Annotated in this window: 30 protein-coding genes; 19 read left to right on the top strand and 11 right to left on the bottom strand. The window is 67.8% G+C overall.

The features are described from left to right. Positions 1-32 precede the first annotated feature (32 nt). The 3 genes from glmM to RMO01_RS00610 are packed head-to-tail and all read left to right on the top strand — an operon-like array spanning position 33 to position 3,043. Positions 33-1,382, top strand: coding sequence for a phosphoglucosamine mutase (gene glmM / locus RMO01_RS00600; RefSeq protein WP_309627109.1), 1,350 nt, complete (start codon positions 33-35; stop codon positions 1,380-1,382). Positions 1,383-1,437: 55 nt separating this feature from the next. Further along, positions 1,438-2,901: a response regulator gene (locus RMO01_RS00605; RefSeq protein ID WP_309627110.1), complete on the top strand. Its 1,464-nt coding sequence runs from the start codon at positions 1,438-1,440 to the stop codon at positions 2,899-2,901. 16 nt (positions 2,902-2,917) lie between these two features. Next, positions 2,918-3,043, top strand: a complete 126-nt coding sequence (locus RMO01_RS00610) for a hypothetical protein (protein ID WP_309627111.1) — start codon at positions 2,918-2,920, stop codon at positions 3,041-3,043. On the opposite strand, the gene RMO01_RS00615 is transcribed toward RMO01_RS00610, so the two are convergent. After that, the gene (locus RMO01_RS00615) at positions 3,027-3,590 is read right to left on the bottom strand and encodes a peptidase S14 (protein WP_309627112.1); all 564 of its coding nucleotides are present in this window, start codon (positions 3,588-3,590) and stop codon (positions 3,027-3,029) included. The genes RMO01_RS00610 and RMO01_RS00615 overlap by 17 nt on opposite strands. 125 nt (positions 3,591-3,715) lie before the next feature. Here RMO01_RS00615 and RMO01_RS00620 point away from each other — a divergent pair, with 125 nt between their 5' ends. Continuing rightward, the gene (locus RMO01_RS00620) at positions 3,716-3,889 is read left to right on the top strand and encodes a hypothetical protein (protein ID WP_309627113.1); all 174 of its coding nucleotides are present in this window, start codon (positions 3,716-3,718) and stop codon (positions 3,887-3,889) included. Here the strand turns inward: RMO01_RS00620 and RMO01_RS00625 are convergent. Beyond that, positions 3,886-4,209 carry a metalloregulator ArsR/SmtB family transcription factor gene (locus RMO01_RS00625; protein ID WP_309627114.1) on the bottom strand — a complete coding sequence of 108 codons (324 nt, stop codon included), beginning with the start codon at positions 4,207-4,209 and terminating at the stop codon, positions 3,886-3,888. The two genes, RMO01_RS00620 and RMO01_RS00625, sit on opposite strands and share 4 nt — an antisense overlap. A 50-nt stretch (positions 4,210-4,259) precedes the next feature. On the opposite strand from RMO01_RS00625, the gene RMO01_RS00630 reads away from it, so the two are divergent. Further along, entirely contained in the window at positions 4,260-4,739 is a 480-nt protein-coding gene (locus RMO01_RS00630) for an SRPBCC domain-containing protein (protein ID WP_309627115.1), read from the top strand. On the opposite strand, the gene RMO01_RS00635 is transcribed toward RMO01_RS00630, so the two are convergent. Together RMO01_RS00635 and RMO01_RS00640 are read right to left on the bottom strand one after the other, a co-directional pair. Next, complete coding sequence (locus RMO01_RS00635; RefSeq protein WP_309627116.1) at positions 4,736-6,130, bottom strand: FAD/NAD(P)-binding protein; 1,395 nt, start codon at positions 6,128-6,130, stop codon at positions 4,736-4,738. The two genes, RMO01_RS00630 and RMO01_RS00635, sit on opposite strands and share 4 nt — an antisense overlap. A 227-nt stretch (positions 6,131-6,357) precedes the next feature. After that, positions 6,358-7,857, bottom strand: coding sequence for a phosphomannomutase/phosphoglucomutase (locus RMO01_RS00640; protein WP_309627117.1), 1,500 nt, complete (start codon positions 7,855-7,857; stop codon positions 6,358-6,360). A 175-nt stretch (positions 7,858-8,032) separates the two neighbouring features. Here RMO01_RS00640 and gpmA point away from each other — a divergent pair, with 175 nt between their 5' ends. The 4 genes from gpmA to RMO01_RS00660 all read left to right on the top strand — a co-directional run bounded on the left by gpmA (position 8,033) and on the right by RMO01_RS00660 (position 12,096). Then, positions 8,033-8,746 (top strand): 2,3-diphosphoglycerate-dependent phosphoglycerate mutase, encoded by a 714-nt coding sequence (gene gpmA, locus RMO01_RS00645; RefSeq protein ID WP_309627118.1) that lies wholly within the window; start codon positions 8,033-8,035, stop codon positions 8,744-8,746. Next, on the top strand, positions 8,743-9,363 hold the full coding sequence (locus RMO01_RS00650; protein ID WP_309627119.1) for a bifunctional diaminohydroxyphosphoribosylaminopyrimidine deaminase/5-amino-6-(5-phosphoribosylamino)uracil reductase RibD: 621 nt from the start codon (positions 8,743-8,745) through the stop codon (positions 9,361-9,363). Before gpmA ends, RMO01_RS00650 begins: the two co-directional genes overlap by 4 nt. Positions 9,364-9,574: 211 nt before the next feature. Continuing rightward, complete coding sequence (locus tag RMO01_RS00655) at positions 9,575-10,846, top strand: pentapeptide repeat-containing protein (RefSeq protein WP_309627120.1); 1,272 nt, start codon at positions 9,575-9,577, stop codon at positions 10,844-10,846. Next, positions 10,843-12,096, top strand: coding sequence for a pentapeptide repeat-containing protein (locus RMO01_RS00660; RefSeq protein WP_309627121.1), 1,254 nt, complete (start codon positions 10,843-10,845; stop codon positions 12,094-12,096). Before RMO01_RS00655 ends, RMO01_RS00660 begins: the two co-directional genes overlap by 4 nt. A 56-nt stretch (positions 12,097-12,152) precedes the next feature. Here the strand turns inward: RMO01_RS00660 and RMO01_RS00665 are convergent, their stop codons facing one another. After that, positions 12,153-12,620 carry an Hsp20 family protein gene (locus tag RMO01_RS00665; RefSeq protein ID WP_309627122.1) on the bottom strand — a complete coding sequence of 156 codons (468 nt, stop codon included), beginning with the start codon at positions 12,618-12,620 and terminating at the stop codon, positions 12,153-12,155. Between the two features lie 253 nt (positions 12,621-12,873). Between RMO01_RS00665 and RMO01_RS00670 the strand changes: the two genes are divergently transcribed. The 3 genes from RMO01_RS00670 to RMO01_RS00680 all read left to right on the top strand — a co-directional run bounded on the left by RMO01_RS00670 (position 12,874) and on the right by RMO01_RS00680 (position 15,741). Beyond that, positions 12,874-13,704 (top strand): methyltransferase, encoded by an 831-nt coding sequence (locus RMO01_RS00670; RefSeq protein WP_309627123.1) that lies wholly within the window; start codon positions 12,874-12,876, stop codon positions 13,702-13,704. Between the two features lie 94 nt (positions 13,705-13,798). Further along, complete coding sequence (locus RMO01_RS00675) at positions 13,799-14,719, top strand: methyltransferase (RefSeq protein ID WP_309627124.1); 921 nt, start codon at positions 13,799-13,801, stop codon at positions 14,717-14,719. Beyond that, positions 14,716-15,741, top strand: coding sequence for an alpha/beta hydrolase (locus RMO01_RS00680; RefSeq protein WP_309627125.1), 1,026 nt, complete (start codon positions 14,716-14,718; stop codon positions 15,739-15,741). The genes RMO01_RS00675 and RMO01_RS00680 overlap by 4 nt, the downstream gene beginning before the upstream one ends. Before the next feature lie 22 nt (positions 15,742-15,763). On the opposite strand, the gene RMO01_RS00685 is transcribed toward RMO01_RS00680, so the two are convergent. The 4 genes from RMO01_RS00685 to RMO01_RS00700 form a co-directional block, all read right to left on the bottom strand. Then, positions 15,764-16,315, bottom strand: a complete 552-nt coding sequence (locus RMO01_RS00685; protein ID WP_309627126.1) for a CC0125/CC1285 family lipoprotein — start codon at positions 16,313-16,315, stop codon at positions 15,764-15,766. Positions 16,316-16,398: 83 nt separating this feature from the next. Continuing rightward, positions 16,399-17,034: a LysE family translocator gene (locus tag RMO01_RS00690; protein ID WP_309627127.1), complete on the bottom strand. Its 636-nt coding sequence runs from the start codon at positions 17,032-17,034 to the stop codon at positions 16,399-16,401. Then, positions 17,031-17,861 (bottom strand): serine protease, encoded by an 831-nt coding sequence (locus RMO01_RS00695; protein ID WP_309627128.1) that lies wholly within the window; start codon positions 17,859-17,861, stop codon positions 17,031-17,033. The genes RMO01_RS00690 and RMO01_RS00695 overlap by 4 nt, the downstream gene beginning before the upstream one ends. A 10-nt stretch (positions 17,862-17,871) precedes the next feature. Beyond that, positions 17,872-18,315 carry a DUF350 domain-containing protein gene (locus RMO01_RS00700; protein ID WP_309627129.1) on the bottom strand — a complete coding sequence of 148 codons (444 nt, stop codon included), beginning with the start codon at positions 18,313-18,315 and terminating at the stop codon, positions 17,872-17,874. 155 nt (positions 18,316-18,470) lie between these two features. On the opposite strand from RMO01_RS00700, the gene RMO01_RS00705 reads away from it, so the two are divergent. From RMO01_RS00705 to RMO01_RS00720, 4 genes are all read left to right on the top strand, one after another. Beyond that, positions 18,471-18,896, top strand: coding sequence for a (deoxy)nucleoside triphosphate pyrophosphohydrolase (locus tag RMO01_RS00705; protein ID WP_309627130.1), 426 nt, complete (start codon positions 18,471-18,473; stop codon positions 18,894-18,896). 22 nt (positions 18,897-18,918) lie between these two features. Next, the gene (locus RMO01_RS00710; protein WP_309627131.1) at positions 18,919-19,095 is read left to right on the top strand and encodes a Flp family type IVb pilin; all 177 of its coding nucleotides are present in this window, start codon (positions 18,919-18,921) and stop codon (positions 19,093-19,095) included. 67 nt (positions 19,096-19,162) lie between these two features. Then, a complete protein-coding gene (locus tag RMO01_RS00715) occupies positions 19,163-21,331 on the top strand; it encodes a thioredoxin family protein (protein ID WP_309627132.1) in 2,169 nt (722 codons plus the stop codon). Between the two features lie 22 nt (positions 21,332-21,353). Further along, positions 21,354-22,013, top strand: a complete 660-nt coding sequence (locus tag RMO01_RS00720) for a redoxin domain-containing protein (RefSeq protein WP_309627133.1) — start codon at positions 21,354-21,356, stop codon at positions 22,011-22,013. 6 nt (positions 22,014-22,019) lie between these two features. Here RMO01_RS00720 and RMO01_RS00725 read toward each other — a convergent pair whose 3' ends face one another. Further along, positions 22,020-22,487: a hypothetical protein gene (locus tag RMO01_RS00725; RefSeq protein ID WP_309627134.1), complete on the bottom strand. Its 468-nt coding sequence runs from the start codon at positions 22,485-22,487 to the stop codon at positions 22,020-22,022. An 86-nt stretch (positions 22,488-22,573) separates the two neighbouring features. Here RMO01_RS00725 and pgi point away from each other — a divergent pair, with 86 nt between their 5' ends. Then, on the top strand, positions 22,574-24,169 hold the full coding sequence (gene pgi / locus RMO01_RS00730; protein ID WP_309627135.1) for a glucose-6-phosphate isomerase: 1,596 nt from the start codon (positions 22,574-22,576) through the stop codon (positions 24,167-24,169). A gap of 30 nt (positions 24,170-24,199) precedes the next feature. Here the strand turns inward: pgi and RMO01_RS00735 are convergent, their stop codons facing one another. Then, a complete protein-coding gene (locus RMO01_RS00735; RefSeq protein WP_309627136.1) occupies positions 24,200-24,751 on the bottom strand; it encodes a hypothetical protein in 552 nt (183 codons plus the stop codon). Between the two features lie 264 nt (positions 24,752-25,015). On the opposite strand from RMO01_RS00735, the gene groES reads away from it, so the two are divergent. Beyond that, complete coding sequence (gene groES / locus RMO01_RS00740) at positions 25,016-25,300, top strand: co-chaperone GroES (RefSeq protein WP_309627137.1); 285 nt, start codon at positions 25,016-25,018, stop codon at positions 25,298-25,300. Positions 25,301-25,355: 55 nt separating this feature from the next. Next, on the top strand, positions 25,356-25,718 hold a 363-nt coding region (locus tag RMO01_RS00745; protein WP_309627138.1), incomplete at its 3' end, for a TCP-1/cpn60 chaperonin family protein.

Consider the following 25,718-nt stretch of genomic DNA (forward strand, 5'->3'; position numbering starts at 1 on the left):
GCGTTTCGGCAGGTTTCGGCGGAGGGCCGCACATGGGCGAGCGCAAATATTTCGGCACGGACGGCATTCGCGGCCGGGCCAACACACGCCCGATGACGGCGGAGATCGCGCTGCGCGTCGGTCTGGCGGCCGGCAAGCTGTTCATGTCGGGCGACGACCGCCGCCATCTGGTGGTGATCGGCAAGGACACCCGCCTGTCGGGCTATATGCTGGAGCCCGCCCTGGTCGCCGGTTTCGCCTCCGTCGGCATGGACGTGCGCACCTTCGGCCCGATTCCGACGCCGGGCGTGGCCATGATGACCCGCTCGATGCGCGCCGACCTCGGGGTCATGATCTCCGCCTCGCACAACGACTACGCCGACAACGGCATCAAGTTGTTCGGCCCCGACGGCTACAAGCTGAGTGACGAGATCGAGCTCAAGATCGAGGCCATGATGGACGCGGGCCTTGATGAAGGCCTGGCGCCGTCGAACCGGCTGGGCCGGGTCAAGCGGATCGACGACGCCCCACCCCGCTATATCGAGATCGCCAAGGCCGCATTCCCCCGCCACCTGTCGCTCGCAGGACTGCGGATCGCCATCGACTGCGCCAATGGGGCCGGCTACCGCGTGGCCCCCACGACCCTGTTCGAACTGGGGGCCGAGGTCTGCGCCGTCGGGGTGTCGCCGAACGGGACCAATATCAACGCCGACTGCGGCTCGACCCATCCTGAAACCCTGGCCGCCGCCGTCAAACAGTACCGCGCCGACATCGGCATCGCGCTCGACGGCGACGCCGACCGGCTGATCGTCTGCGACGAGAACGGCAAGGTCGTCGACGGCGACCAGATCATGGCCCTGATCGGCCGCGACTGGGCCCGGCGCGGCCTGCTCAAGGGCGGCGGCGTGGTCGCCACCGTCATGTCCAACCTCGGTCTCGAACGCGCCCTGACCGGCGACGGCCTGACGCTGGAGCGCACCAAGGTCGGCGACCGCTATGTCATGGAGCGGATGCGCGAGGGCGGTTTCAACCTCGGCGGCGAACAGTCCGGCCACCTGATCCTGCATGATCACGCCACCACCGGCGACGGTCTGATGGCGGCCCTGCAGGTGCTGGCCGTGCTGGTCGAGAGCAAGAAGCCGATGAGCGAACTGGCCCGCCAGTTCGAACCCGTGCCCCAGCTGCTTCAGAACGTCCGCTTCACCGGCGGCAAGCCGCTCGACGACGCGAAGGTCAAGGCCGCCATCGCCGAGGCCGAGGCCGCCCTCGCCGGCCAGGGCCGCCTGCTGGTCCGCCCGTCGGGCACCGAAAAACTGATCCGCGTCATGGCCGAGGGCGACGACGGCGCCCTTGTTAAACGTGTCGTGGCCGATGTCGCTGCGGCGGTGAAGGCGGCGGGTTGACCGGACATCACCGGACTTAAATGAAAATTCAGGTCGCTCTGACATGGCGGGTCCCATGCACAGCGCGGCCCCTGCCCTGGATGACTCGTCCCTGTTCCTGGCCTGGGACCGGCTGCGTCGTCCGGTCTGGATGTTCGACCCGGCGGCCAGCAAGGGCGTATACGCCAACACATCCGCCCTGGTCCTTTGGGGATCGGATACCCTTGAGGCCCTGCTCGCCCGGGATTTCTCCAACCTGTCGCCCGCAGTCAAGGCGCGGACCGACCGACTGGTGCAGGTCACCGCGGACGGCGAAACGGTCAGCGAGCGCTGGACCTTCTACCCAAACGGCCAACCGGTCACGGTGAAGGCGACGATCTCGACCTTCGTGCTCGCCGACGATCGGCCCGTCCTGCTGTTCGAGGCTGCGCCCATCGAGGTCGGGCCGGCCGAGCGGCGCGCCGTCGAGGCGCTGCGCTACGCTCCCACCCTCATTTCCCTGTTTGACCAGGAGGGCGGGGCCCTGTTCTGCAACCCCGCCGCCTTCAGCGCCTATGGCAGCGAAACCCTTGCCTATGCGGAGCGGTTTGTGAGGCCCGAGGCCGTGGAAAGTCTTCGGACCCGAGCCCTGGAAGGCAACAGCGCCTCTGATGTGTGCGAGATCCACACCTCACAGGGGATCCGCTGGCACCATCTGGTCCTGACCGCGGTGCCGGACCCGGTGACGGGCGAAATCAGCCTGCTGCTCAGCGAACAGGACGTCACCGCCCGGGTTGAGGCCGAACAGGCCCGCGCCGCCGCCGAACAGAAGGCCGCCATGGCCGAGGCGCGCCAGCAGTTCCTGTCCGACATGTCGCACGAATTGCGCACGCCTCTGAACGCGATCCTCGGCTTCGCCGAGGTGATGATGCACGACACCCTGCCGGAGCGGACACTGCAACAGGCCGGACGCATCCACGAGGGGGGCCAGCGGCTGCTGACGCTGGTCAACGAAATGATCATCGTGTCGGACCAGGACGTGATTGTGCCGGAGGGGCACGCCACAGCCACCGCGACCCTCGGCGCGCCGAAAACCGGTGTGCCCTACACCCGCCACCCAGACAGTGGACCAGCGGTCCTCTATGTCGACGACAATGAGAACAACCGCACCCTGGTGGCGACAATCCTGGCCGCCCAGGGCGTTCACTGCGAAACCGCCGACGACGGGCTTCAGGGCCTGACAGCGGTCGAACAGGGCGATTTCGACCTGATCCTGATGGACATCGCCATGCCGGTCATGGACGGGGTGGAGGCGTCCCGGCGCATCCGGGCCCTGGCGGGTGACAGGGGTGCGGTTCCGATCATCGCCGTCACCGCCAACACCCTGCCTGAACAGCTGGCGAGCTATGCCGCTGTCGGCATCGACGACTGTCTGGCCAAGCCCATCAATATGGTCGGGCTGCTGACTGCGGTCTCGGTCTGGGGCGCGGGAAGACCGGAAGTCGTGCAAGACAGCGCCGCCACGGCTGAATGTGGAGCCTCAACAGGTTGTCTTAATTAGCCAAGGCCGCCTTCTGGTGCGCCCGCCGGGCCCTGAAAAACTGATCCGCGTCATGGCCGAGGGCGACGACGGGGCCCTGGTCCATTGCGTGGTGGCCGATGTCGCAGCGACGGTGACGGCGGCGGCTAGATCACGCCGCTGACCAGCCCCAGCTCCACCGCCTCGCTCGCCTCGACATACCAGTTCGATGGTGCGCGGTTCATCAGCTCGTCCAGCGTCACGGACGAGCCGGCGATGATGTTTTCGAACCCCTCCTTCTCGATCAGGATGGAGTGTTCGATCTCGTGCAGGGTCGCCCTCACCGACGCCAGGCACATCGACAGCGGGCCGATGATGTTCAGCGTCTTGTCCATCTTGCGCTCGTGGATCATCAGCCGGCAGCCCCGCGTCAGGAACCGGTTCTCCCGCGCGAAGAAGCTCATGAAGGTCGCGCCCGCCGAATAGACCGCCGCCTTGCCGAGGAAGACGAACCGCCGATCGGGGCTGATCTCGGAATGGAAGCGGATGTCCTCGCCCATCATGCGCGCCACCTCCGGGTCCCCGCCCAGGGTGGACAGCGCCACGACGACCAGACCGGTCGCGGGGGCGGCGGCCAGCTGATCCCGGAACTTCCAGTACATGGCGTAGTCGACGTCGCCCGCCAGCAGGATGGCGGGAGTCTTGAGCGCGATGGCGGGAAGGTCGGTCATGGCGGGGTCCGAAGGGCGGGCGGGTCGAAACAGCGCGGAGTGGGATGTTGTTCCGTTCGGTAACGGACTCAGCCCAATGGCTGCGCTTGCTGCTGCACTGCGACGGGCGCTAACAGCCGATCCCCATGATTGATGTCGAGCGCAAAAAGGCGATCCTTGAGGCCGAACAGGAGTTCGAGCGGAAAGAGAACCTGTCGCGCGCCCTGGCCGAGAAGGGCGTGACCCTGGTCGGCGCGATCACCAGTCCCGCGCCTGTGGACAGCAGTCCCACCGAAGCGCCGGACGACATGGCCTTCTAGCCCTCGACCCTCTCCTTCAGCTCCGCCAGCTTCGACACCGCGCCGCGCGTGTAAGGGGCCAGCCAGCGGTCGTGGACGGCCTTGATCGGCCCGGCGTTCAGGTGGTTCCAGCGCTCGCGGCCCTCGCGGCGGACGATGATCAGGTCGGCGGCCTCCAGCGCCTTCAGGTGCTGCATGACGGTGCAGCGATCCAGCCCGTCTTCGACTTCGCAGAGCTGGCCGGTGGTCAGGGGCCTGTTCTTCAGCGCATCCAGCAGCCGCCGACGCGCCGGGTTGGCCAGGGCCTTGAACACGGTATCCAGATAGTCGGCGTTTGACATGTTATAAGAATATAACATATGAAGCCGGTCAGCAACCACGGAGAAAGACGATGGCGCTGAAATTCGAGGTGTCGATGCGGGTGTCGAAACCCGTCCACGAGGTGTTCGAGGCGGTCGCCGATCCGGCGAAACTGTCCGGCTATTTCACCACCGGCGGCGCGGTCGGGCGGCTGGAAACCGGGGCCACGGTCCAATGGGACTTCGCCGATTTCCCCGGCGCCTTCCCGGTCGAGGTGGTCGAGGTCGTCCAGGACGAGAAGATCGTGCTGAAGTGGGAGGCCAACGAGGGCGTGCCGGAGGACGGTCAGCCGGTGGTCGGGGCGAATTACATGACAACCGTGACCATGAGCTTCTCGCCGCTCGACGGCGACACGCGCACCCTGGTCCGCATCGGCGAGGAAGGTTGGCGCGACACGCCGACAGGTCTGAAGGCCTCCTATGGCAACTGCATGGGCTGGACCCAGATGCTGGCCTGCCTGAAGGCCTTCGTCGAACACGGGCTCAACCTGCGCGAAGGCGCCTTCCGCTAGCCCTTCAGCGCCGCGACCACGTCCTCGATCCGCTTCCTGATATCCGGCACCGCGATGGTCTCCCAGAAGGCAGCGCGGGCCGGCGGGCCCAGGACCAACAGGCGCGGGTCGGCTCTCCCGTCGGCGGCGAGCACCCGGCCGTAGCCGTCCAGCTCCAGCCCGAGCCGCAGCGGATCCAGCCGAGCCCGCCCGGACACCAGCAAAGGCCCGGTGACCGGATCGGCCTCGGGCGCATGACCCGGACCGGTGCAGTCGATCAGCCAGGCGGCTGTGAGCGGCGCCTGGGCCTGACCACGCCGCATCCAGTCGAGCCGGACTTCGGCATCGGTGGTCGTGATCCCCTTCACCCGGCCCGCGACGACGCTCAGCCGGCCTTCGGCCACAAGCCCGTCGATGAAGCGCCCGATCCGGGGCGCGATCCGGTGGCGATGCACATCCCACCAGGGCCTCAGATGCCGCACGATCCCCCGGCGCGTCGCCAGATCGGCCTTCGCCCATAGATCGGCGGTGATCGGCCTCAGGCCCTCCATCATCTCGCGCCAGCCGGCGGCGCGGGCCACGGCGCGCGATGCCTTCATCCGCGCCGACAGCGGACCTTCCAGCATCGCGGGGTTCGGCGCTTCCGGCGGATCGGGCAGGTCGGCATGCGCCCGGGGAAGCAGGCCCCGCCGCGACAGGGCTTGCGCCCGGCCGCGCCAACCGTGTCCGTCCAGCGCCTGCAGCATATCCACCATGGTCAGGCCGGCGCCGACGATCAGGACGTCATCGTCCGCGCCGATCGCCTCCAGCGCGCCGGGGGCCCAGGGGTCGGACAGCACGCGCGGCGATCGGCCAGAGGCCGTCTTCGGCGCCGGATTGCCGGTGGTCAGAACGACGGCGTCGGAGGCCACGTGTCGGCCGTCCGACAGGGCGACACCGTCGGTCTCGACGCTCGCCACCTCGCCTGTGACGCGATGGATCCGCTTCGGATACGCCGCCTCGACCTCGGCCAGCCGCGCCTGGACATAGCGGCCGAAGATCAGGCGGGGCGCGAATCCGTCAGGGTCCGCCAGCTCGGGCTCGTTCGCTTCCAGCCAGCGCACGAAATGATCAGGCTGATCGGCCAGGGCGCTCATCCGCGACGACCGGACGTTGAGCAGATGCCCCGCGAAAGGCGTCGAATAGGCGACTCCCAGACCGAAGTCCGGCGTCCGGTTGATCAGGGTCGATGCGATCCCGACCTCGGCCAGTCGCGCCGCCAGCATGGCGCCGGAGAAGCCTCCGCCCACGATGGCCACCCTGTCGATCCGTCCCGCCACGCCGCCTCCCGCCCCGTTGCGGCGGTTCTGGACCGCGCCGCGCCGGGGGTCAAACGGCGGGGCCCCACATCCGACCTCGCTTCTCTCGGCCACCGTCTCCGGCAGGGGGAGAAGGAATCCGGAGCCCTACCCATCAACGGATCGTCCGAATCCGCCTTTGGAATCAAAGCCCGGCTCTAACGAGACGCCTTTTATCCATCACGCCCTGAAACGCCCCTACACTCCCCTCTTCGTGCGGAAAAGGCGCGGGGCATCCGGACTCCCCGGACCCGGCGGACTCTGTCTTCGAGTCCTGACGCGGCGTCAGGGAAAAGGAGGCCTCAGATTTCCTGGTTGTAGGCGCCGACTTCCGGGTGGGCGGCGAGGCGGGGCTTCACCTCCTCGCGGAACAGGGCGCGCATGTCGTCCTCGGACCGCATGGATTCGACGACCACGACCATCTCGGGCTTGTTCGACGAGGCGCGGACCAGGACCCACGACCCGTCTTCCAGATGGACCCGCGCGCCGTTGACCGTGATGACCTCGACGATCCTGCGGCCCAGGATCGAGCCGCCTTCGGCCGCCAGCGTCTCGTATTCGGCCACGACCTTGGCGAGGACGTCGTATTTGATCTCGTCGTCGCAGTGGGGCGACATCGTCATGCTGGTCCAGGCGTCCGGCAGGGCGGTCTTCAGCTGGCTCAGTGTCTTGCCCGGGTTGCGGTCCAGCATCTGGAGGACGGCGGCGGCGGCGACCAGGCCGTCGTCGTAGCCTCGGCCGATCGGGTTCGCGAGGAAGAAGTGGCCCGACTTCTCGAACCCGGCCAGGGCGCCCAGTTCGGCGGTCTTGCGCTTGATGTAGGAGTGGCCGGTCTTCCAGTAGACCGTGGTCGCGCCGTTGGCCTTCAGGACCTCGTCGGTCTTGTAGAGACCCGTCGACTTCACATCGACGACGAAAGTGGCGTTGGCGTACAGGGCTGACAGGTCGCGGGCCAGCAGCAGGCCGATCTTGTCGGCGAAGATCTCCTCGCCGGTATCGTCGACCACGCCGCAGCGGTCTCCGTCGCCGTCGAAGCCGAGGGCCAGGTCGGCGCCGGTTTCACGGACGCGCTCCGCCATCTGCATCAGCATGGCGTGGTCTTCGGGGTTCGGATTGTATTTGGGGAAGGTGTAATCGAGGTCGCAGTCCATCTCGATGACCTCGCAGCCCATGCGGCGCAGGGCCTCGGGCGCAAAGGCGCCGGCCGTGCCGTTGCCGCATGCGCAGACGACCTTCAGCGGACGACTGAGCTTGATCGAGCCGACCACCTCCTGGAGGTACTGTTCGCGGAAGTTCTCGACCCGCTCCAGACGCCCGCCGGCCCGCGGCACACCGGTTCCGGACAGAACGATCTCCTTCAGGCGCCCGATCTCCTCGGGGCCAAAGGTGACGGGCGGGTTGGTGCCCATCTTGACCCCGGTCCAGCCGTTCTCGTTGTGCGAGGCGGTGACCATGGCGACGCAGGGGGCTTCGAGCGCGAACTGGCCGAAATAGGCCATGGGCGACAGGGCCAGACCTACGTCAAGAACCTCCATCCCGCCTTCCAGAAGGCCGATGATCAGGGCGTGCTTAACGGTCGAGGAATAGGAGCGGAAATCGTGTCCCACGACGATGCGGGGCTGGATGTCATTCTCGTGGACATAGGTGGCCAGCGCCAGGCCCAGGGCCTGGATGCCCAAGAGGTTGATCTCCTTCTCCAGGATCCAGCGGGCGTCGTATTCCCGGAAGCCCGTCGGCTTGACCAGGGGAATGGTCTCGAATTCGAAGGTGTTCGGAACCAGGTCCTGGCGGGGCTTCAGCATTCGATGTCCTTGAAGGAAGAGAGGTTCCGACGGTGCGGCGGTATAGCCGCAGGGGGGCGGGCCGACAACAACGCCCGATCCCTGTTATCGCTGCGCTGCGAAACCTGTGCGACAGCCTCCCGCTTGACCCTCGTCAGGCGCGGTCCTACCCCGGAGGATCGAAATTGGAGAGTTCATGCCCCGCCTGATCCTGCTGCGCCACGGCCAGAGCCAGTGGAACCTCGAGAACCGCTTCACCGGATGGGTCGATGTCGATCTGACAGCCGAGGGCGAGGCCCAGGCGCGGCGCGGCGGCGAACTGATCGCCGAAGCCGGGTTCAGGCCCGCCGTGATGTTCACCTCGGTCCTCACGCGGGCGAAACGCACCGGGGCCCTCGCCCTGTCGTCGGCGGGCCTGTCCAACATTCCCGTGGTCGAGGACTGGAGGCTCAACGAGCGTCACTACGGAGGCCTGACCGGGCTGGACAAGGCCGAGACCGCCCTGAAGCACGGCGAGGACCAGGTGAAGATCTGGCGGCGTAGCTACGACATCCCGCCGCCGCCGCTGGAGGCGGGCAGCGAGTGGGACTTCTCGAAGGACGCCCGCTATGCCGGACAGGCGATTCCCGACACGGAAAGCCTGAAGACCACACTCGACCGCGTCCTGCCCTACTGGAACGAGGCCATCGCACCGCGGCTTCAGGCCGGAGAGAACGTGCTGATCGCGGCCCACGGCAACTCCCTGCGCGCCATCGTCAAACACCTGTTCGACGTGCCCGATGATCAGATCGTCGGGGTCGAGATCCCGACCGGCAATCCGCTCGAGATCGAGCTGGACGCCGACCTGAAGCCGGTTTCAGCCCGCTATCTGGACGCCGGGCGCGCCACCGAACTCCCGGCGATTTCATGAGCGACGACGCAACCTACATGCGCCGGGCCATCGACCTGGCGCTCGACCGGATGGGCGAGACCTGGCCCAACCCGGCGGTGGGCTGCGTCATCGTCAAGGACGGCAGGGTGCTGGCCGAGTCCGCGACGGCTGCAGGGGGACGCCCCCATGCCGAGGAACAGGCCGTGCCCGCCGCCGGCGCCGAGGTCGAGGGCTCCACCGCCTATGTGACGCTGGAACCGTGCGGCGCGCGGTCGTCGGGCCGCGCCTCCTGCGCCCAGTTTCTGGCCGAGGCGAAGATCGCCCGGGTCGTGGTCGCCGCGCTGGATCCCTCGCCGTTCGCCTCCGGGCGCGGCACCGAACGGTTGCGACAGGCGGGGCTGGAGGTCGAGACGGGCCTGATGAAGGACGAGGCCGCCGTCCTGTCCGAAGGCTTCCTGCATCGGCTGGAGACAGGCCGGCCGATGGTGCGGATCAGCGCCGATGGCAAGGGGTTCGACGCCCGGTTCGCCGCCTCGGCCCGTGCCGACCTTGTCACGGAGCTGAAACGGCTGGGCGAGGCCGGCTATACCCGCCTCTGGACAGCGCCCGGTGAACTGGCCGACGCCCTCGCCGAACAGGGGTTGCTTACGGTTTGAACCTGACTGGCGGCGAACCGACCCCTTCGGGAAAGGCGCTGGCCGGCGTGAACAACGGATTTCGTCCGTTTCGTCATGGTGTGATTTTCGTCCGCATCGGACGAACGGCAGTCCAGACCTGTGACCACGGCGCAGATCTCCAGCTAACGGGCTGAAGGAAATAAGCGTTTCCGAAAACCTTCCTTAAGCGGCCCCGTCCCATCATGGGATCATGTCAGCAGTCCCGGAAGGCGTCCTTAGACGCCGCATCAGCCAGCAGGAGGTCGACGCGATCTGCGCGCGTCACGATCGCCTGTGGCAGGCGCGTCCCGGCGGCGCCCGGGCGGTGTTCGCCTGGATGGACCTCTCCGGTCTCAGCCTGAGGGGTCGCAATCTCGCCGACGCCGATTTCGCCGCTTCGTCGATGATCGGGTGCGACCTGACCGGCTGCAAGCTCGACAACGCCTCCTTCTTCGGCGCGGACATGCAGGACGCGATCCTGATCGAGGCCTCGCTGCGACGCGCGGACCTGCGCGGCTCGTGCCTGCGCGGGGCCGACCTGTCGGGCGCGGACCTGTTCGAAGCGGATCTGCGCGAAGGCACGATCGCCTCGGCCGACCGCAAGGTCGGCTTCCGCGTGGTTGAGGCCAGGGGACGCGAAACCACTCAGGCCCAGGGCGTCAGTCTGGTCGGCGCCAATCTGCAGCGGTCGCGCCTTTCGGGCATCGCCGCCCAGTCTGCGGATTTCTCCGACGCCATCATGAAGGACTGCAAACTGGTCCGGGCAAACCTGAAACAGGCCAATTTCAGGGGGGCAGACCTGGCGGGCGCGGACATGTCCGGGGCCGATCTGACCGGCGCGGACCTGCGGGACGCCATCCTTGTCGGGGTGATTTCGTCGTCCTGGCGGACCGACGGCGCCAATCTGGACGGCGCCCTGACCGACAAGGGCTCGCATGGCGCGCCCGTGGCCCAGTTGCCGGCGGCCGAGATGCTGCACGAACATGCCAACTGGTGCGAAAGCGGCGGGGCTGAGGGCCAGCCTTCGGTGTTCGATGACGTCGACCTGCGGGGACTAGGCTCGATCACCGGCCTTAACCTCACGGCCCTGTCGGCGAAGCGCGCGGTCTTCTACGGCCTGAACATGGAAGGAGTGAAGCTGCAGGGCGCGCACCTCGAAGGCGCAGACCTGCGGTCCGTCAATTTGCGAGGCGCCGATCTGCGTGGCGCCCGGCTGGTCGGAGCGCGGCTCAACGGGGCCGACCTGCGCGAGGTGCAGCTGGGGCCGTTGATGCTCGGACCCGAGCGACTTCTGCCGGCCGATCTCACAGAGGCCGTGCTGCGCTCGGCCGATCTTTCCGGGGCGGATCTGCGGCGCTGCATCTTTGCGGGCGCGGATCTGACCCGGGCCGGCATGCATGGCGCCCAGACGCGCCATGCCGATTTCACAGACGCGGTTCTCGCCGGGGTCCGCGGACTTCTGCGAGAGGGGGAACGGGCATGACGATGGTAAGACGACGCCTTGGACAGGGTGATTTCGACATGTTCGCCGCCGCCCACGAACGGTTCGTGACCGGCAAGCCCGGCGGACGCAAGCTGTCGCTCAAATTCATCGACCTGACCGGTGTCTCGATGGCGCACCGGATTCTGGACGACGCTGACTTTTCCGGCGCGATCCTGGAGAACTGCAACATGGCCGGGGCCCGACTGGAACGGGCGGTCCTGTTCGGCTGTGACCTGCGGGGCGCCGACATGACCCGCGCCTGCCTGAAGCGGGCCGACATCCGGGGCGCCTGCCTCCAGGGGGCCGACCTGTCGGAGGCGGACCTGACCCAGGCCGATTTCCGGGAAGGGGTGATCGCCGTCCCGCACGAGACCAAGGGGCTCGCCTCCGCCCGTCACGAAACGCGCCAGGGCCTGGCAGACGGAGCCCGGTTCGCGGGGGCCACCCTGGACGGATCGCGCTTCGACGGCGTCAGCGCGTGCAAGGCCGATTTCACCGACTGCTCGATGCGGGGCGCACGGCTGAACGGCGCCAATCTGAAGGACGCGGACCTGTCCGGCGCCCTGCTGGAAGGCGCCGATGTCGGCGGGGCCAATCTGGCGGGCGCGCGCCTGTGCGGCGCCATCCTGACCGGTGTGGCCATGGATCGGGCCAGGCTGGACCGCACCGATACCACCGGCTCCATCCGAGAGCCTGACGCAGCGACCATCGCCCGGGCCGAGGAGCTCTATCAGATGGCTCTCGACGCCAACGCCTGGGCCGAAAGCGGCGGCGTTCTGGGAGGCCCGGCCGTCCTGGACGGCGAGGACCTTCGTCCGCTCGGCGATCGGCTGAAGGGGCTTAAGCTCTCGGCCATGAGCGCCAGGGGGGCCTGTCTGGCCGGCCTCGATCTGCGCGGCGCCCAGCTGCAGGGAGCCAATTTCGAGAAGGCGGACCTCCGCGGCGTTTTGCTGGGCAAGTCGGATCTGCGCGGCGCCCGCTTTGGCGCAGCCTTGATGACCAAGATCGACCTGACCGGCGCAGACATCAGCCCCCTGCCGCTAGGACCGACCCGCAGCGTGCCGTCGAACTTCAGCGGCGCGCGCATGCGCTACGCCGAGCTGGTTCGCACCGACCTGTCGAGGGCCAATCTGGGGGGCGCGGACATGTCCGGCGCCAATGTGACGGGCGCCAATCTGGACGGCGCCAACCTGGCGGACGCCTGCCTCGATCGCGTGACGGGCATGACCCGCCCGGCGGTGGCCGCCTGACGCAAAAAGGGCGGCCCAAAGGACCGCCCTTCCGTCCAGTTACGAAATGAAGCGGCTCAGGCGGCTTCGCCTTCGATCAGGGCTGCAGTCGGCGCGGCCGTCGCGATCTCGATACGCCGGGGCTTCAGGGCCTCGGGCAGTTCGCGCTTCAGGCTGATCGCCAGAAGGCCGTTGTCGAGCGAGGCGCCGGACACCACGACATAGTCGGCCAGCTGGAAGCGGCGCTCGAAGTCGCGCTCGGCCAGGCCGCGATGCAGATAGGTCTTCTGCGCCGTCGCATCGTCGTTGGCGGTCTTGCGTCCGGTGACGGTCAGCTGGTTTTCCTTGGCCTCGATCGTCAGCTCGTCGGGCTTGAAACCTGCGACGGCGATCTCGATCCGGTATTCATTCTCGCCCGTGGTCTCGATGTTGTAGGGCGGCCAGCCGTTTTCCTGGCTTGTGCGCGCGGCGCTTTCCAGTTGGCGAGCCAGGCGGTCGAATCCGACGGCGGAACGATAGAGGGGGGTGAAGTCGATGGTACGCATGTCGATCTCCTGATCATCAGCAAGATTGAACCGTCCCTGCCCCATTGCTGGGAATGTGCCCGGGACGGCGGTGGGGTCAGCCCGGACAGTCCCTGTTGGGCCCCGCCTGGTCTGCAAGAGCCCGGAATCGGCACTCTCGGATGAAAAGGTGGGATGCCTGAGTGCGACGTCAAGGGCAGGCGGATTGCGGGATCGTCACTTGCCCGCTCGCGGCCGGTCCCTAATGTGCCGCCACCTCATTCAGGAGACATCCATGCGCGCCTCGAAATTCGCCCTCGCCGCCGTCCTCGGCCTGATGTCGGCCACCGCCGCAGCGGCCCAGACCTTGCCCTCTCCCGGCGAGACCCAGGCCCAGCGCGTTGCCCGTCGCGAGGCCATGCCGCCGCCCGTCCTGCAGGAGGACGAGGCGCTGCAGGCCGCCATCGGCTCGGATACGCGCCCGGCCGCAGATGTCGTGCGCGACGTCTACCGCCACCCGTTCGAGACCCTGACCTTCTGGGGCCTGACGCCGGGATCGACCGTTGTCGAGATCGAGCCGGGCCGTGGCGGCTGGTGGAGCGCGATCCTGCAGCCCTATGCCGAGGCGACCGGCGGGACCTATGTCCCCGTCAATCGTCCGCTCGAAGGCATGGTCGTGGCCGACGGCACGGCGGACATGATCATCGTCGCCCGCGCCTTCCACAACTGGCACCGATCGAATCCCCGGCGCACCGGGCCCTATCTTCAGGCCTTCTTCAAGGCCCTGAAGCCCGGCGGCATCCTGGCCGTGGAACAGCATCGCGCTGCCGAGGGGCTGAACGCCGACCTGACGGCGCCTACAGGCTATGTTTCGGAGTCCTATGTCATTCATGCCGCGCAGGCGGCCGGCTTCGTCCTGGAGGGACGCAGCGAACTCAACGCCAATCCCAAGGACGACCACAATCACCCGTTCGGGGTCTGGACCCTGCCGCCGGTGCGCACCAGCGCCGCGCGCGAAGGCAACGCCACCGACCGCGCCACGCCCCTGACAGAGGCCGAACGCGCCGAATACGACGCCATCGGCGAGAGCGACCGGATGACGCTGCGTTTCCGAAAGCCGGCCTGAGGTTCAAGCCTTTGACGGCATTGGCGAACCCCTCTATCCCAAGTCGGTCCGGGGCGGCATCGCCCCCCGGACGGCGGCTGTCTGGGGAGTATTGATGCGGGATCGGGCGCGGATCGGGCGAACAGAGCCGTCGCGTCGGGCCATGCTCGCCGGGGCGGGCATCCTGCTGATGTCGGGTCTTTCTTCCGTTCTGGCCGCCTGCGGCCGCAAGGAGGCCAAGACCGACCCGGAAGCGCCGGCCGGCCCGCCCGAAGGCTCACTGGAATGGGCGATCCAGGGGCCTTGGCGCGCCGCCGACCGGCCGCGCGACCTCTATCGGCACCCGGTGGAGACCCTGCGCTTCTTCGGCCTGCAGCCGTCGATGCATGTGGTCGAGTTCTGGCCCGGCAGCGGCTGGTACACCGAGATCCTGGCTCCCTATCTGAACAAGGGCGGCGGCGAATACTACGGGGCGGGCTTCGTCACGGGTGAGGGTGCGAACCCGGCCCAGGCGGCGCTGGTGGCGAACTTCGAACGCCGTTTCGGATCGGACCGCAAGCTCTACGGCGAGGTGAAATTCAGCGCCTTCGGGTCGGCGACCGGCCCGGTCGCGCCAGCCGGGACCGCCGACATGGCCCTCTTCATGAGGAACATCCACGCCTGGATGGCCGCCGGGATCGCCGAAAAGGCTTTTGCCGACGCCTATGCAGCGCTGAAGCCGGGCGGCGTTCTTGGCATCGAACAGCATCGCCTGGCCCCTGACCAGGATCAGGATCCCGCCGCCGCGAATGGATATGTCCAGGAAGGGTTCGTCAAACAGCTGGCGGCCGAAGCGGGGTTCATCTTCGTGGCCGCTTCCGAGATCAACGCGAACCCGGAAGACACCAAGGATCATCCCTTCGGTGTCGAGACACTGCCCCCGCGCCTGCTGACGGCGGTTCAGGGCGAAGCGCCCGATCCCGCTTTCGACACCTCCAAATACCGCGCGATCGGCGAGAGTGATCGCATGACCTTGAAGTTCAGGAAGCCCGAGTGAACCGCGCCGCCGCCTTTGCAGCCAATGCCCCCCTGATGGGCGTGCCCGGAGCCGCCGCTCCCCCGGGAGGGGTGGGAGAATGGTTCCGGGGCGCCGGGGGACTGCGCCTGCGGGCCGCCTTCTGGACCCCGTCGGCGCTCGTCGCGCCCAAACCCCGCGGTACCGTGGTGTTGAGCCCCGGCCGAACCGAACCGATCGAGAAATATTTCGAGGTCATCGGCAATTTCCTCGCTCGCGGCTGGTGCGTCCTGGCCCACGACTGGCGCGGTCAGGGTTTGTCGGCGCGCCTTCTGCCCGACCGTCTGAAGGGCCACGCCCGGGCGGTGGAGGAGTTCCAGGACGACTACGCGCGGCTGCTGGATGCGTTCGAGACGCGCGCGCCCAAGCCCTGGATCATGGTCGGCCACTCCATGGGCGGGGCGCTGAACCTTCTTTGCCTGGAAGCGGGAGAGACCCGGTTCGCCGGCGCGGTCCTGTCCAGCCCTATGCTGCGCATCAAGACCGGAAAGCGGTCGATGTGGTCGGTCAAGTTGGCGGTGCGCTGGAACGTGCGCCACGGCAAGGCAGGGGATTTCGTGCTGGATGACTCGGACGACCCCTTCGACCACACTTTCGAGAAGGACGCCCTGACGTCGGACGAGACCCGCTATGAACTGTGGCGGCAGCAGCTCTACGCCTGCCCCCATCTGGCGGTCGGGGGGCCGACCTGGGGCTGGCTGGCCTTCGCCATCGACGCCGGCGAGCGGTCGCTCAAACCCAAGTCACTGAAGTCCGTACAGATTCCCTGCACCATTGTGCAGTCGGGCGATGACGATCGGGTCTGGAAACAGACCAATCGCTGGGCTGCCAAACGGCTGGGTCGCGGTCGTTATGTCGAAGTCGATCACGCCAAGCACGAGGTCATTATGGAAACCGACGACCTGCGTGCGATCTTCTTGAACGAGTTCGACGCGATGGCGGACTATGTCTCGCCGAGCAACGACGTCGCGCCGCCAAAAGCGGAAACCGAAGCGGTGGCCTGAGCCGCCGCTTCGGACCTCCTGATCACATCGGGCGGACGACCGTGCCGCCGATGTTGGAAATTACTTCGCGGGCGTCGAAGGCGTTGGCGTCGCCAGCCGGCTTGGCGCCGCGACCCATGACGATCTCGGTGGTCGCCTCGTAGCGGTCGATCTGGCGAACGTCGAAGTCGTCGCGGCCCCAGAAGGGATCGTTCCAGCGGCTCCAGCCACGCGGGCCGAAATAGCGCCAGGACGGGCCCCAGAACGGGCTGTAGCGATTGAAGAACGGGTCGCTGGTCGTCTGGAAACGCGTGTCGCGATCGGTGGCGCGATTGACGGTTGAAAACCAGTCATAGCCGTTCTCGACCGTCAGTTCGGCCGAACGCAGCAGCAGGCCCATTTCAACCTGATCGCGTGAGGTGACCGAGTTGCCGGCGAAGCTGACGCGATATCGATCGTTCTCGAGCCGTTGTTCGGCATAGCCGCCGCGCTGGCCGTTAAAGCCGGCGGGGGCGTAGGCAGTGGAGGTGGCGCAGGCCGCCATGGTCAGGGCCGAGGCGGCGACCACAAACAAGGATTTGATTGAGGAGGTCATTGGGGGCTCCGAAGGGGAAGCGGACAATCCGTCACCTCACCTGAACGTTGCATGAACAACGCCGTTCCGTTTTCAACAAGCCCCTATAATCGCGAGACAATCAGGACTGCAGCAATCAGAAGCAGGGCGCCGACGAAGACGCCGAAGGCGCGCCGGAAGCGAGCTTCGCTCATCCGCCGCGCCAGAACGGCGCCGCCCAGACCGTAGGCGCTCATGGTCAGCACGTCCATGCCGATGACGGCGACCGCGAACAGGGCCAGCTGAGGGGCGGCGGGTCGGTCGACGTCGAGGAAGGGCGGCAGAACGGCGGTGAAGAACAATACGGCCTTCGGATTGGCGATCTGCACCAGAAAACCATCGATGAAGGCGGGGCGGCGCAGATGGGTCCGCCCCTCTGTCGAGACTTCGGACGCGGCCTTGAAGGCGGACCGGATCGAGGAAACGCCCAGCCAGGCGACATAGAGGGCGCCCGCGATCGCGATCCAGCGAAAGACATCCGGAAAGGCCGTCACCAGGGCGCCGAGCCCGAGCGCTGCGGCGCCGAACCAGACGAGGGTCGCGACATTCATCCCGGCGACCGCGATCAGTACGGCTCGCTTGCCCCGCTCCATCCCCGTGGCGATGGAGAAAAGGTTGGCCGGCCCCGGCGTGACGGCCATGACCATCATCACGCCCAGGAAGACGAGGTAGAGATGCGGATCGACCGGCAGGGCGCTCACGTCGACAGGCAGACCACCTGGGCGACCCGAAGATCGCGGCGAAGGTCGTCGGCGACCCGGCCGTAGTTGTCGACGGTGATGGGCTCGCTCTCCAGCTGCTCATCCGGCTGCTGTTCGCCCCGGATGGCGGGGCCCAGGGTGTCGGGCGCGGTGGTATAGAGCCGTCCCCGCCGCGGCGCCTCGGCGATGGTCAGCGCCACCACACGGCCACGCCGATCCAGAACGGGCGCACCGGACAGGCCCGCCAGCGTGCCTTCCAGCCCGGATGTCCGGCCGACCTCGGCCCAGGCCAGCACGGGCTGGTCATGAGCGCCGCGCCCCCGGACCTTCAGCGTCTCGCGGCCGAGCAGGCGCGAGGTGACTTCACCCGGCCTGCCTTGCGGGAAGCCCGGGTGGAAAGCCCGCTGGCCAACGTACAGAGGCGTATCGGTGGTGACCGGCAGGGCCGGCGGACCGCCGGCTGTGATCAGCAGGGCGATGTCGGCCTTGGGCGACAGCCGCACATCGGCCGCGACCGCCCGTCCGCCGCCGACGACCAGGGCGGGCCGGCGACATCCCTCCACGACGTGGCGGGCGGTTAGCCAGCGTCCGCGTCCGGCGATGGAGAAGGCGGTGCCGGCGACGGGCTGGAACGGCGCGTCCGGCGCGGTCACCGTCACCGATGGATCGAAGGGGGTGACCGGTCCCAGGAGAGCGCCCTCGATCTCGTCGGGCGGCGGCGGGGCGGGGGGCGCATCGGCGTTCTCGCGTCGGCTCAAAGAGCCCAGCACCAGGGCGAAGACCACGCTGGAATAGATCAGCCAGTCCGGCGGACGGGGAAAACGCATTCGCGGGGGCTCAGCCCGTCAGGGCGGCGGCGAGGATCAGGGCGGTCGCCAGCTTGGCCGAAACCAGCAGCACGGCGGCGGAGATCTCGCCTTCCTGGATGCGCTGGGGCAGGCCGGTCAGAACCAGATCGACAATGCGGAACGCCAGGAGCTGGAGAACCAGTGTGGCCAAGCCCCACAGGGCGATATCCGCCACGGAGGTGGACACCGACATGGATACCGCCAGCGGAATGGCGAGGCCCAGCAGGACGCCCCCGAAGGCCACGCCGGCCGCAGCGTTGCCCTGGCGGATCAGGGAAATCTCCTTCCAGGGCGTCAGCAGGGCGTAGATCACCGCTCCCGCGGCCAGCAGGCCGAAGGTGACCATGAGGTGGACGACCAGCACAGGGAAGCCGCTGGCGAAGGCCTGAACTTCGGGACTCGACAGGGTGTCTGACAGGGACGACGGGGCCATGGCGGGCGGGAACGATCTCAAGGTGAAGCCGTCGGACGCCGACGGAACGAAAGCAAAACTGCTTGCCTGATTGTCGCCCCAATCCGCAAGGACGTGGCGGACACACTGGATGACCAATGATTGCAGTGGCGTTACGGGAACCGGTAAGGGGCGACATGACCGAAGCCGTACCGCCAACCGTTCTCCCTACAGTGCTGGTCGTCGCCGTCGCCCTGATCGATGTGGATGGCCGGGTGCTGATCGCCCAGCGGCCCGAGGGCAAGGCGCTGGCGGGTCTGTGGGAGTTTCCGGGCGGCAAGGTCGAGCCCGGCGAACGGCCCGAGGCGGCCCTGATCCGCGAATTGCACGAGGAACTCGGCATCGACGTTCAGGAGGCCTGTCTGGCGCCGTTCGTTTTCGCCAGCCACGCTTACGAATCGTTTCACCTCTTGATGCCACTATACCTGTGTCGGCGCTGGTCCGGCGTGGTCGTCAAGCGCGAGCACGCCGCCCTGGCCTGGGTGAAGCCGAACAAGCTGTCGGACTATCCCATGCCGCCCGCCGACGCCCCGCTGGTCGCCTGGTTGCGCGATCTTCTATAGGTTTCGCCCAACGGAGGGCCGAATGACGCGCCTGATCCGCCGGTTCCTGAGCAACGAGAGCGGCGCCACCGCCATCGAATACGGACTGATCGTGGCCATGATCTTCCTGGTCATCGTCGGCGCCGTCTCCCTGTTCGCCGGCAAGGCCACGGGCACCTTCGACAAGGTCTCGACCGCCGTGAGCGCCGCCATCACCTAGCCGGTGGCCCGGCTGTGACGGATTGCAACGTGGCGGTCACGGCCACAGGCCGCTAAGGCTGCGGGCGATGTCGCGCCTCCTCGCCCTGCTCGTTTCCCTGCTCCTCTCGGCCGCCCCGGCCATGGCCCAGCAGATCAGCCGCGCGCCGGCCGTGGCCCAGTCGGGTCCGCAGCGCACCGTGCGGATCGAGGCGGAACTGGTCCCGATGAGCCAGTGGGTCGCGCCCGGCTCCACCGCCATCGTCGCTGTCCGCCAGACCATCGAGCCCGGTTGGCACACCTACTGGCGCAACCCTGGCGATTCCGGAGGGCCGACCACCCTGAACTGGACCCTGCCCGCACGCGTCGCGGCCGGCGAAATCGTCTGGCCGACGCCCGAGCGCCAACGGCTGCAGGACCTGATGAACTACGGCTATTCCGGCGAGGTCTTCCTGCCGGTTCCGATTGAGGTTCCGGGCGACGCCCGCCCCGGGTCCATCCTGCCCCTGACCGTCAGTGTCCTGTTCCTGGTGTGCAGCGACGAGATGTGCGTGCCGGACGAACTGATGCTGAGGCTCGATCTTCCCGTCCGCCAGGGCGCCGCGCCGCTGGACGCCCGCTTCGGCGCCGCGATCCAGACCGTCGTCGAGACTGCGCCCAGGCCCGCCGGCATCGCCGCCCGCGTCGTGCTGGAGGGTGGGACGCTGCGTCTCAGCGCGACCGGCGGGCCCCTCTCCGAGCTGCAGCCCGGTCGCGCCTGGTTCTTCCCCTTCGAAAGCGGCCTGATCGATCATTCCGCGCCCCAGCCGGGCGAACGGGGTCCGGACGGCGTGACCCTGAACCTCGCGGCCGGCGGCCAATTGGTGGCGCAGGGCCTGACCGGGCCGGTCGGGGGCATCCTCGTCACAGACGACGGCGCATGGGAGATCGCGGCGACCCCCGGCCCGGCCTTGCCCGGCGCGGGCGGCGGGGCTCTGGACCTCTCCGAAGAACCGGTGGGCGGCGGGTCTTCGTTGTGGCCAGGGTTCCTGCAGACGGCGCTGTTCGCCCTGCTGGGCGGGCTGATCCTGAACCTGATGCCCTGCGTCTTTCCGATCCTGGCCATGAAGGCGGCCGCACTCGCCGCTGGCGCTCATGCGCCCGCAGAAGCCCGTCGCGACGGGCTGGCCTTCCTGGCGGGCGTGGTGGCGACCTTTCTCCTCCTGGCCGGAATTCTGCTCGCCTTGAGGGCGGGCGGGCAGGCTGTGGGCTGGGGCTTTCAGCTTCAGTCGCCTGGCGTCGTGGCCGCCCTTGCCCTGCTGATGGTCGCCGTGGGGCTGAACCTGTCCGGCGTCTTCCATGTCGGCGCCGGACTGCAGGCGGCCGGGTCCGGGCCCCTGTCCCGCCTGCCCGGCGGCATCGGCGCCTTTTTCACCGGCGTGCTGGCGGTGGTGGTGGCGGCGCCCTGCACAGCGCCCTTCATGGCCTTCGCGCTCGGGGCCGCATTGCTCATGCCCTGGCCGATGGCGCTGGTCGTCTTCCTGATGCTGGGTCTGGGTCTGGCCCTGCCCTATCTGATCGTCAGCCTGTCGCCGCGTCTGCTGGCTAGACTGCCTCGCCCCGGCCCCTGGATGGATCGCCTGAAGGGCCTGCTGGCCTTTCCGATGTACGGGGCCGGCTTTTGGCTGGTCTGGGTCTTCGCGCGTCAGGCAGGGGAAGAGGCGCTGGGTGTCCTGTTCCTCGCGATCCTGTTCCTGGGACTCGGTCTCTGGCTGGCGGGGATCAATCAGTCGCGTCGTGCGCAGGGCGGGACCGCCGTGATCAGCGCCGTGACCGCGACCCTGTCCGTCGTCGCCGCAATCGGCCTGACCGGTGTCGCCGTCATACAGGCGCGGGCGGAAGGCGGAGACATCGCACCCTCGTCCGGCCCTCTGGCTTCGCAACCGTGGTCCGAACAGGCTGTGGCGGCGGCTCAGGCCGAGGGGCGACCGGTACTGGTCAATTTCACCGCCGACTGGTGCGTCACCTGCAAGATCAACGAGCGGACCTCGCTGAGCTCGCCCAGGGTCGCGGCGGCCCTGACGGCGTCGAACGCAGTCTATCTGGTCGGTGACTGGACGCGACGAGATGACGCAATCACCCGTGAGCTGGAGCGCCGCCGAAGGTCCGGCGTACCGCTATACCTCCTGTACGCACCGGGCTCGCCCGAGCCCCGCATCCTGCCACAGTTGCTCACCGAGGGCGTCGTGATCGAGGCCCTGGAGACCGCCCGCCCCTGAGTTCACCGAAGGAGACGCCGCCGTGATCCGCCTGCCCATCCTCGCCGCCGCCCTTCTCACCCTCGCCGCCTGCCAGCAGGCCGAGGCGCCGGTCTCCGTCCCGACGGCCGAGGCGACTCCCGCCGTCGCGACGCCGGGTCAGGCCCAGGTCGCTCCGGCTTTCACCCTGACCGACAGCGAAGGGGTCCAGCGCTCCCTCGCCGATTTCAGAGGCAAGACGGTCGTGATCGAATGGACCAACGAGGGCTGTCCCTATGTCCAGAAGCACTATTCGTCGGGTGCCATGCAGGCCCTGCAGCGCGAGGCCGTCGCCGACGGCGTGGTCTGGCTGACCGTGATATCGTCCGCCCCGGGCAAGCAGGGCCATATCGAGGGCGAAGCCGCCCGCGCCTGGCGGACGCGCAACAACGCCGCCTCGACCCATCTGCTGCTCGATCCGGACGGGACCGTCGGCAAGGCATTCGGCGCAATGACCACGCCCGATATGCGGGTGATCGACGCGGAAGGCCGGATCCTGTTCTCCGGCGGGATCGACGACCGTCCTACCAACAAGGTCGAGGATCTCGAAGGCGCGAACAACTTCGTCCGCGCGGCGCTCGACGACGTGGGGGCCGGACGGGCCGTTCGCACGGCCTACGCCCAGCCCTACGGCTGTTCGATCAAGTATCCGGAAGAGGCCTGATCGGCTTCAGTTCGCCGCCACGCCGGACTGGGCGTCCGGGTGCGGTGGGATGGTGATGACCTCGACATTGTCGTTCAGCAGATAGGCCAGTTCCGACAGGGCCGTGGCGCGGGCCGCGTCCGTGTCGGCGGTCTCGACAGCGGCGACCTTGACCGGGATGTCCTCTGAAATGCCGCGCAGGATGCATTTCAGGTCGCCGTCGGTGCCGCGTTCCTTGAGGATCAGGTGCGCCTGCATGTCCAGGGCGGCAAGTTGTTCGGCGCCGGTCCTGAAGGCGGCGAAGTCGACCGGGATGCCGTTCCAGCCGTCGACGACAGCCTTCAGTGCACCGGCCCGGCTGACGATGTCGGCGAACAGGGGCTCGGACGCGACCGAGATCGGGGCTCCCGCGACGGCGACCGGCTCGGCGGCAGCCAGGGCCACATTGGGGTCGCTGAGCAGGAGGGCGGCGGCGATGGCGATGCCACAGGACATGGTGAACGACCTTTTCGCGAATCGGCGATTGAACCGGTCTACGCCCCACCCGTAAACGAGACCTTGATTAAGGGGACATAAGACGAATGACCGACTGGACCGCCTTCGACGCCGCCGCCGCGCGGGACGCCGACGCCCGCATCCTCGACCAGTTCGCGGCCGATCCGGATCGCCTGGCCCGGATGTCGGTCGAGGCGGCGGGGCTGTATCTCGACCTGTCCAAGCAGAGCTGGACGCAGGCCGCCTTCGAGACCTGCCTGGAGCTGGCCCGGTCCGCCGGGGTCGAGGCGGCCCGCGCCCGGCTGTTCGACGGCGCGGCGATCAACGTCACCGAAGGCCGCGCCGTCCTGCATCCGGCCCTGCGCGCGGTGAGGGGCTCCGATTTCCACGCGCTCGGTGAAGCCGTCTCGGCCGAGGTCGACGCCGTTCGCGCCGACATGGCCGCCTATGCGACCGCCGTGCGCTCGGGCGGCGAGACGGGCGCGACCGGCAAGCCGTTCACGGCCATCGTGCATGTCGGCATCGGCGGCTCGGACCTCGGCCCCCGCGTGGTCTGGGATGCGCTTCGTCCGCTGAACCCGCAGATCGACCTGCGTTTCGTCGCCAACATCGACCCCCGCGATATGGCGGAGGCTCTCACCGGACTCGATCCGGAAACCACCCTGGTCGTCGTCGTGTCCAAGACCTTCACCACCCAGGAAACCCTGGCCAATGCCGAAGCGGCCAAGGCCTGGCTCGCGGCGGGTCTGCCCGAGGCCGGTCGGGACAGGCATTTCATCGGCGTCACCGCCGCGCCGGACAAGGCCAGCGCCTTTGGGTGCGCCCGCACCTTTGCCTTCCGCGACTGGGTCGGGGGACGGTACTCCCTGTGGTCGGCGGTCAGCCTGAGCTGCGTTATCGCCCTGGGTCCGGATGTCTTCGAGGCCATGCTGGCCGGGGCCGCCGCCATGGACGATCATTTCGTCTCCGCCCCGCTGGAACGGAACGCTCCCGTCTTGATGGCCCTGGCCCAGATCTGGAATGTCGATGGCCTGAACCGGCCGGCCCGGACCGTGGCGCCCTACGCCCACGCCCTGCGCAGGCTGCCGTCCTTCCTGCAGCAGCTGGAGATGGAGTCGAACGGCAAGCGGGTCCATCGCGACGGCTCGCCCGTGACGCGGAAGACCTGTCCCGTGGTCTTCGGCGAGCCCGGGACCAACGGCCAGCACGCCTTCTTCCAGCAGATTCACCAGGGCCCCCGGGTCGTCCCGGCCGAGTTTGTCATCGTGGCGAAGACCCATGCCGACGCGCCGGAAAGCCCGCTGTGGTCAAACGCGCTCGCCCAGGCTCAGGCCCTGATGCTGGGCAAGACGACAGAGGCGGCGCGGGCCGAGCTTCTGGCCTCAGGCGCGGACGCCGCCGAGGCAGACCGGCTGGCGACGCACAAGACCTTCCCCGGCAACCGGCCTTCAACCGCCATCGTCATGGACCGTCTGACGCCGGAGACGCTGGGCGCCCTCCTGGCCCTTTACGAGCACAAGACTTTCGTCGAGGGGGTGGTCTGGGACATCAACTCCTTCGACCAGTGGGGCGTGGAACTCGGCAAGGTGCTGGCCAGGGCGATCCTGAAGGACGTCGCGGACGGCGGCCCGTCGGCGTCTCTCGATACCTCGACGGCCGCCTTGCTGACCCGCCTGATGTAGAAACGGGCCCCGAAGGGCCCGCTTCCGATCTCAGTAGTTGCGCCAGCGGCGGTCATCGCGCCGGTCGTCCCGGCGATCGTCGCGCCGATCCGAACGCCAGTCGCGGCGATTGTCCCGCCGCTCGTCGCGACGATCCCAGCCGCGCTCGCGGCTGTTGATGCCGTGCTCGCGCTCCCAATGGCCGCGATTGCGCCAGCAGCGCCCATCGCGCCAGTAGTCGCAGTCCTGGCGATAGCCGCCGCCGTAACCCCCGTAGGAGTATGAGGGCGCATAGGAGTAGCCGTAGCTGCTCCCGCCGTAGGATCGATAGCCGCGACCGTTGTCGTCGCTAGCGGCGGCGACGCCCAGAGCGGCGCCGGCAAGCGCGCCTCCGGCCACATAGCGGTCGTCGCCGTCGCCGATCACGGCGCCCGCGATCCCGCCGACGACTGCGCCGATCAACAATCCCGCGACGGCATCGCCGTCTTCATTCCGGTCGTGCCGGTCGTGACCGCGACCATAGTTCTGGGCGGCGGCCGGCAGGGCGACGGCGCTCAGCGTCAGGGCGGCGGCGCCCACGGCGATCATTCGAAACAACTTCATCGTCCCACCCTCCAAGGCCGTCAGTGAAGCCTGCTTCCTCGATCGGGAGAACGGCGACTGACGAATACTATTGCTGCGCTTGTGAACCTGAACGGGCGAACAGAAATCCCGTTCATCTGGCGTTCATCGGGGCCGCGTGCCTTGACGCTCCCCGCCTTGGCGCCTACTTGCACCTCGCGTTAGCACTCGCGAGGCTCGGCTGCCAAAAAGGCCGACCCCGAGGGCTACGAGGAAACATTAGAAGTCTCATCGGAGAATACACAGATGGCGTTTCGTCCTCTCGGCGACCGCGTGCTGGTCAAGCGCGTGGAAGAAGAATCCAAGACCAAGGGCGGGATCATCATCCCCGACACCGCCAAGGAAAAGCCCCAGGAAGGCGAAGTCGTCTCCGTCGGCCCGGGTGTCCGTGACGAACGCGGCACGGTCAACGCCTTGGAACTGAAGGCCGGCGATCGCATCCTGTTCGGCAAATGGTCGGGCACCGAGGTCAAGCTGGAAGGCGAAGACCTGATCATAATGAAGGAGTCGGACGTACTGGGCGTGCTGTAAGCACCGGTATTTTCGAACTTTTTCTTCCAAAAATTCAAGACAGGAGCTGCCCTCAATGGCTGCCAAGATCGTACAGTTCAACACCGATGCGCGCGACAAGATGCTGCGCGGCGTCAACATCCTCGCCAACGCCGTCAAGGTGACCCTGGGCCCCAAGGGGCGCAACGTGCTCATTGAAAAGAGCTTTGGCGCACCGCGCATCACCAAGGATGGCGTGACCGTCGCCAAGGAAATCGAACTGAAGGACAAGTTCGAGAATATGGGCGCGCAAATGGTTCGCGAAGTTGCTTCGAAGACCAACGACATTGCCGGTGACGGCACGACCACTGCAACAGTTCTTGCACAAGCGATTGTTCGCGAAGGCATGAAGTCGGTTGCAGCGGGCATGAACCCTATGGACCTGAAGCGCGGCATCGAC

It is taken from the genome of Brevundimonas sp. (genome assembly GCF_031412435.1).
Taxonomy (GTDB): Bacteria; Pseudomonadota; Alphaproteobacteria; order Caulobacterales; family Caulobacteraceae; genus Brevundimonas.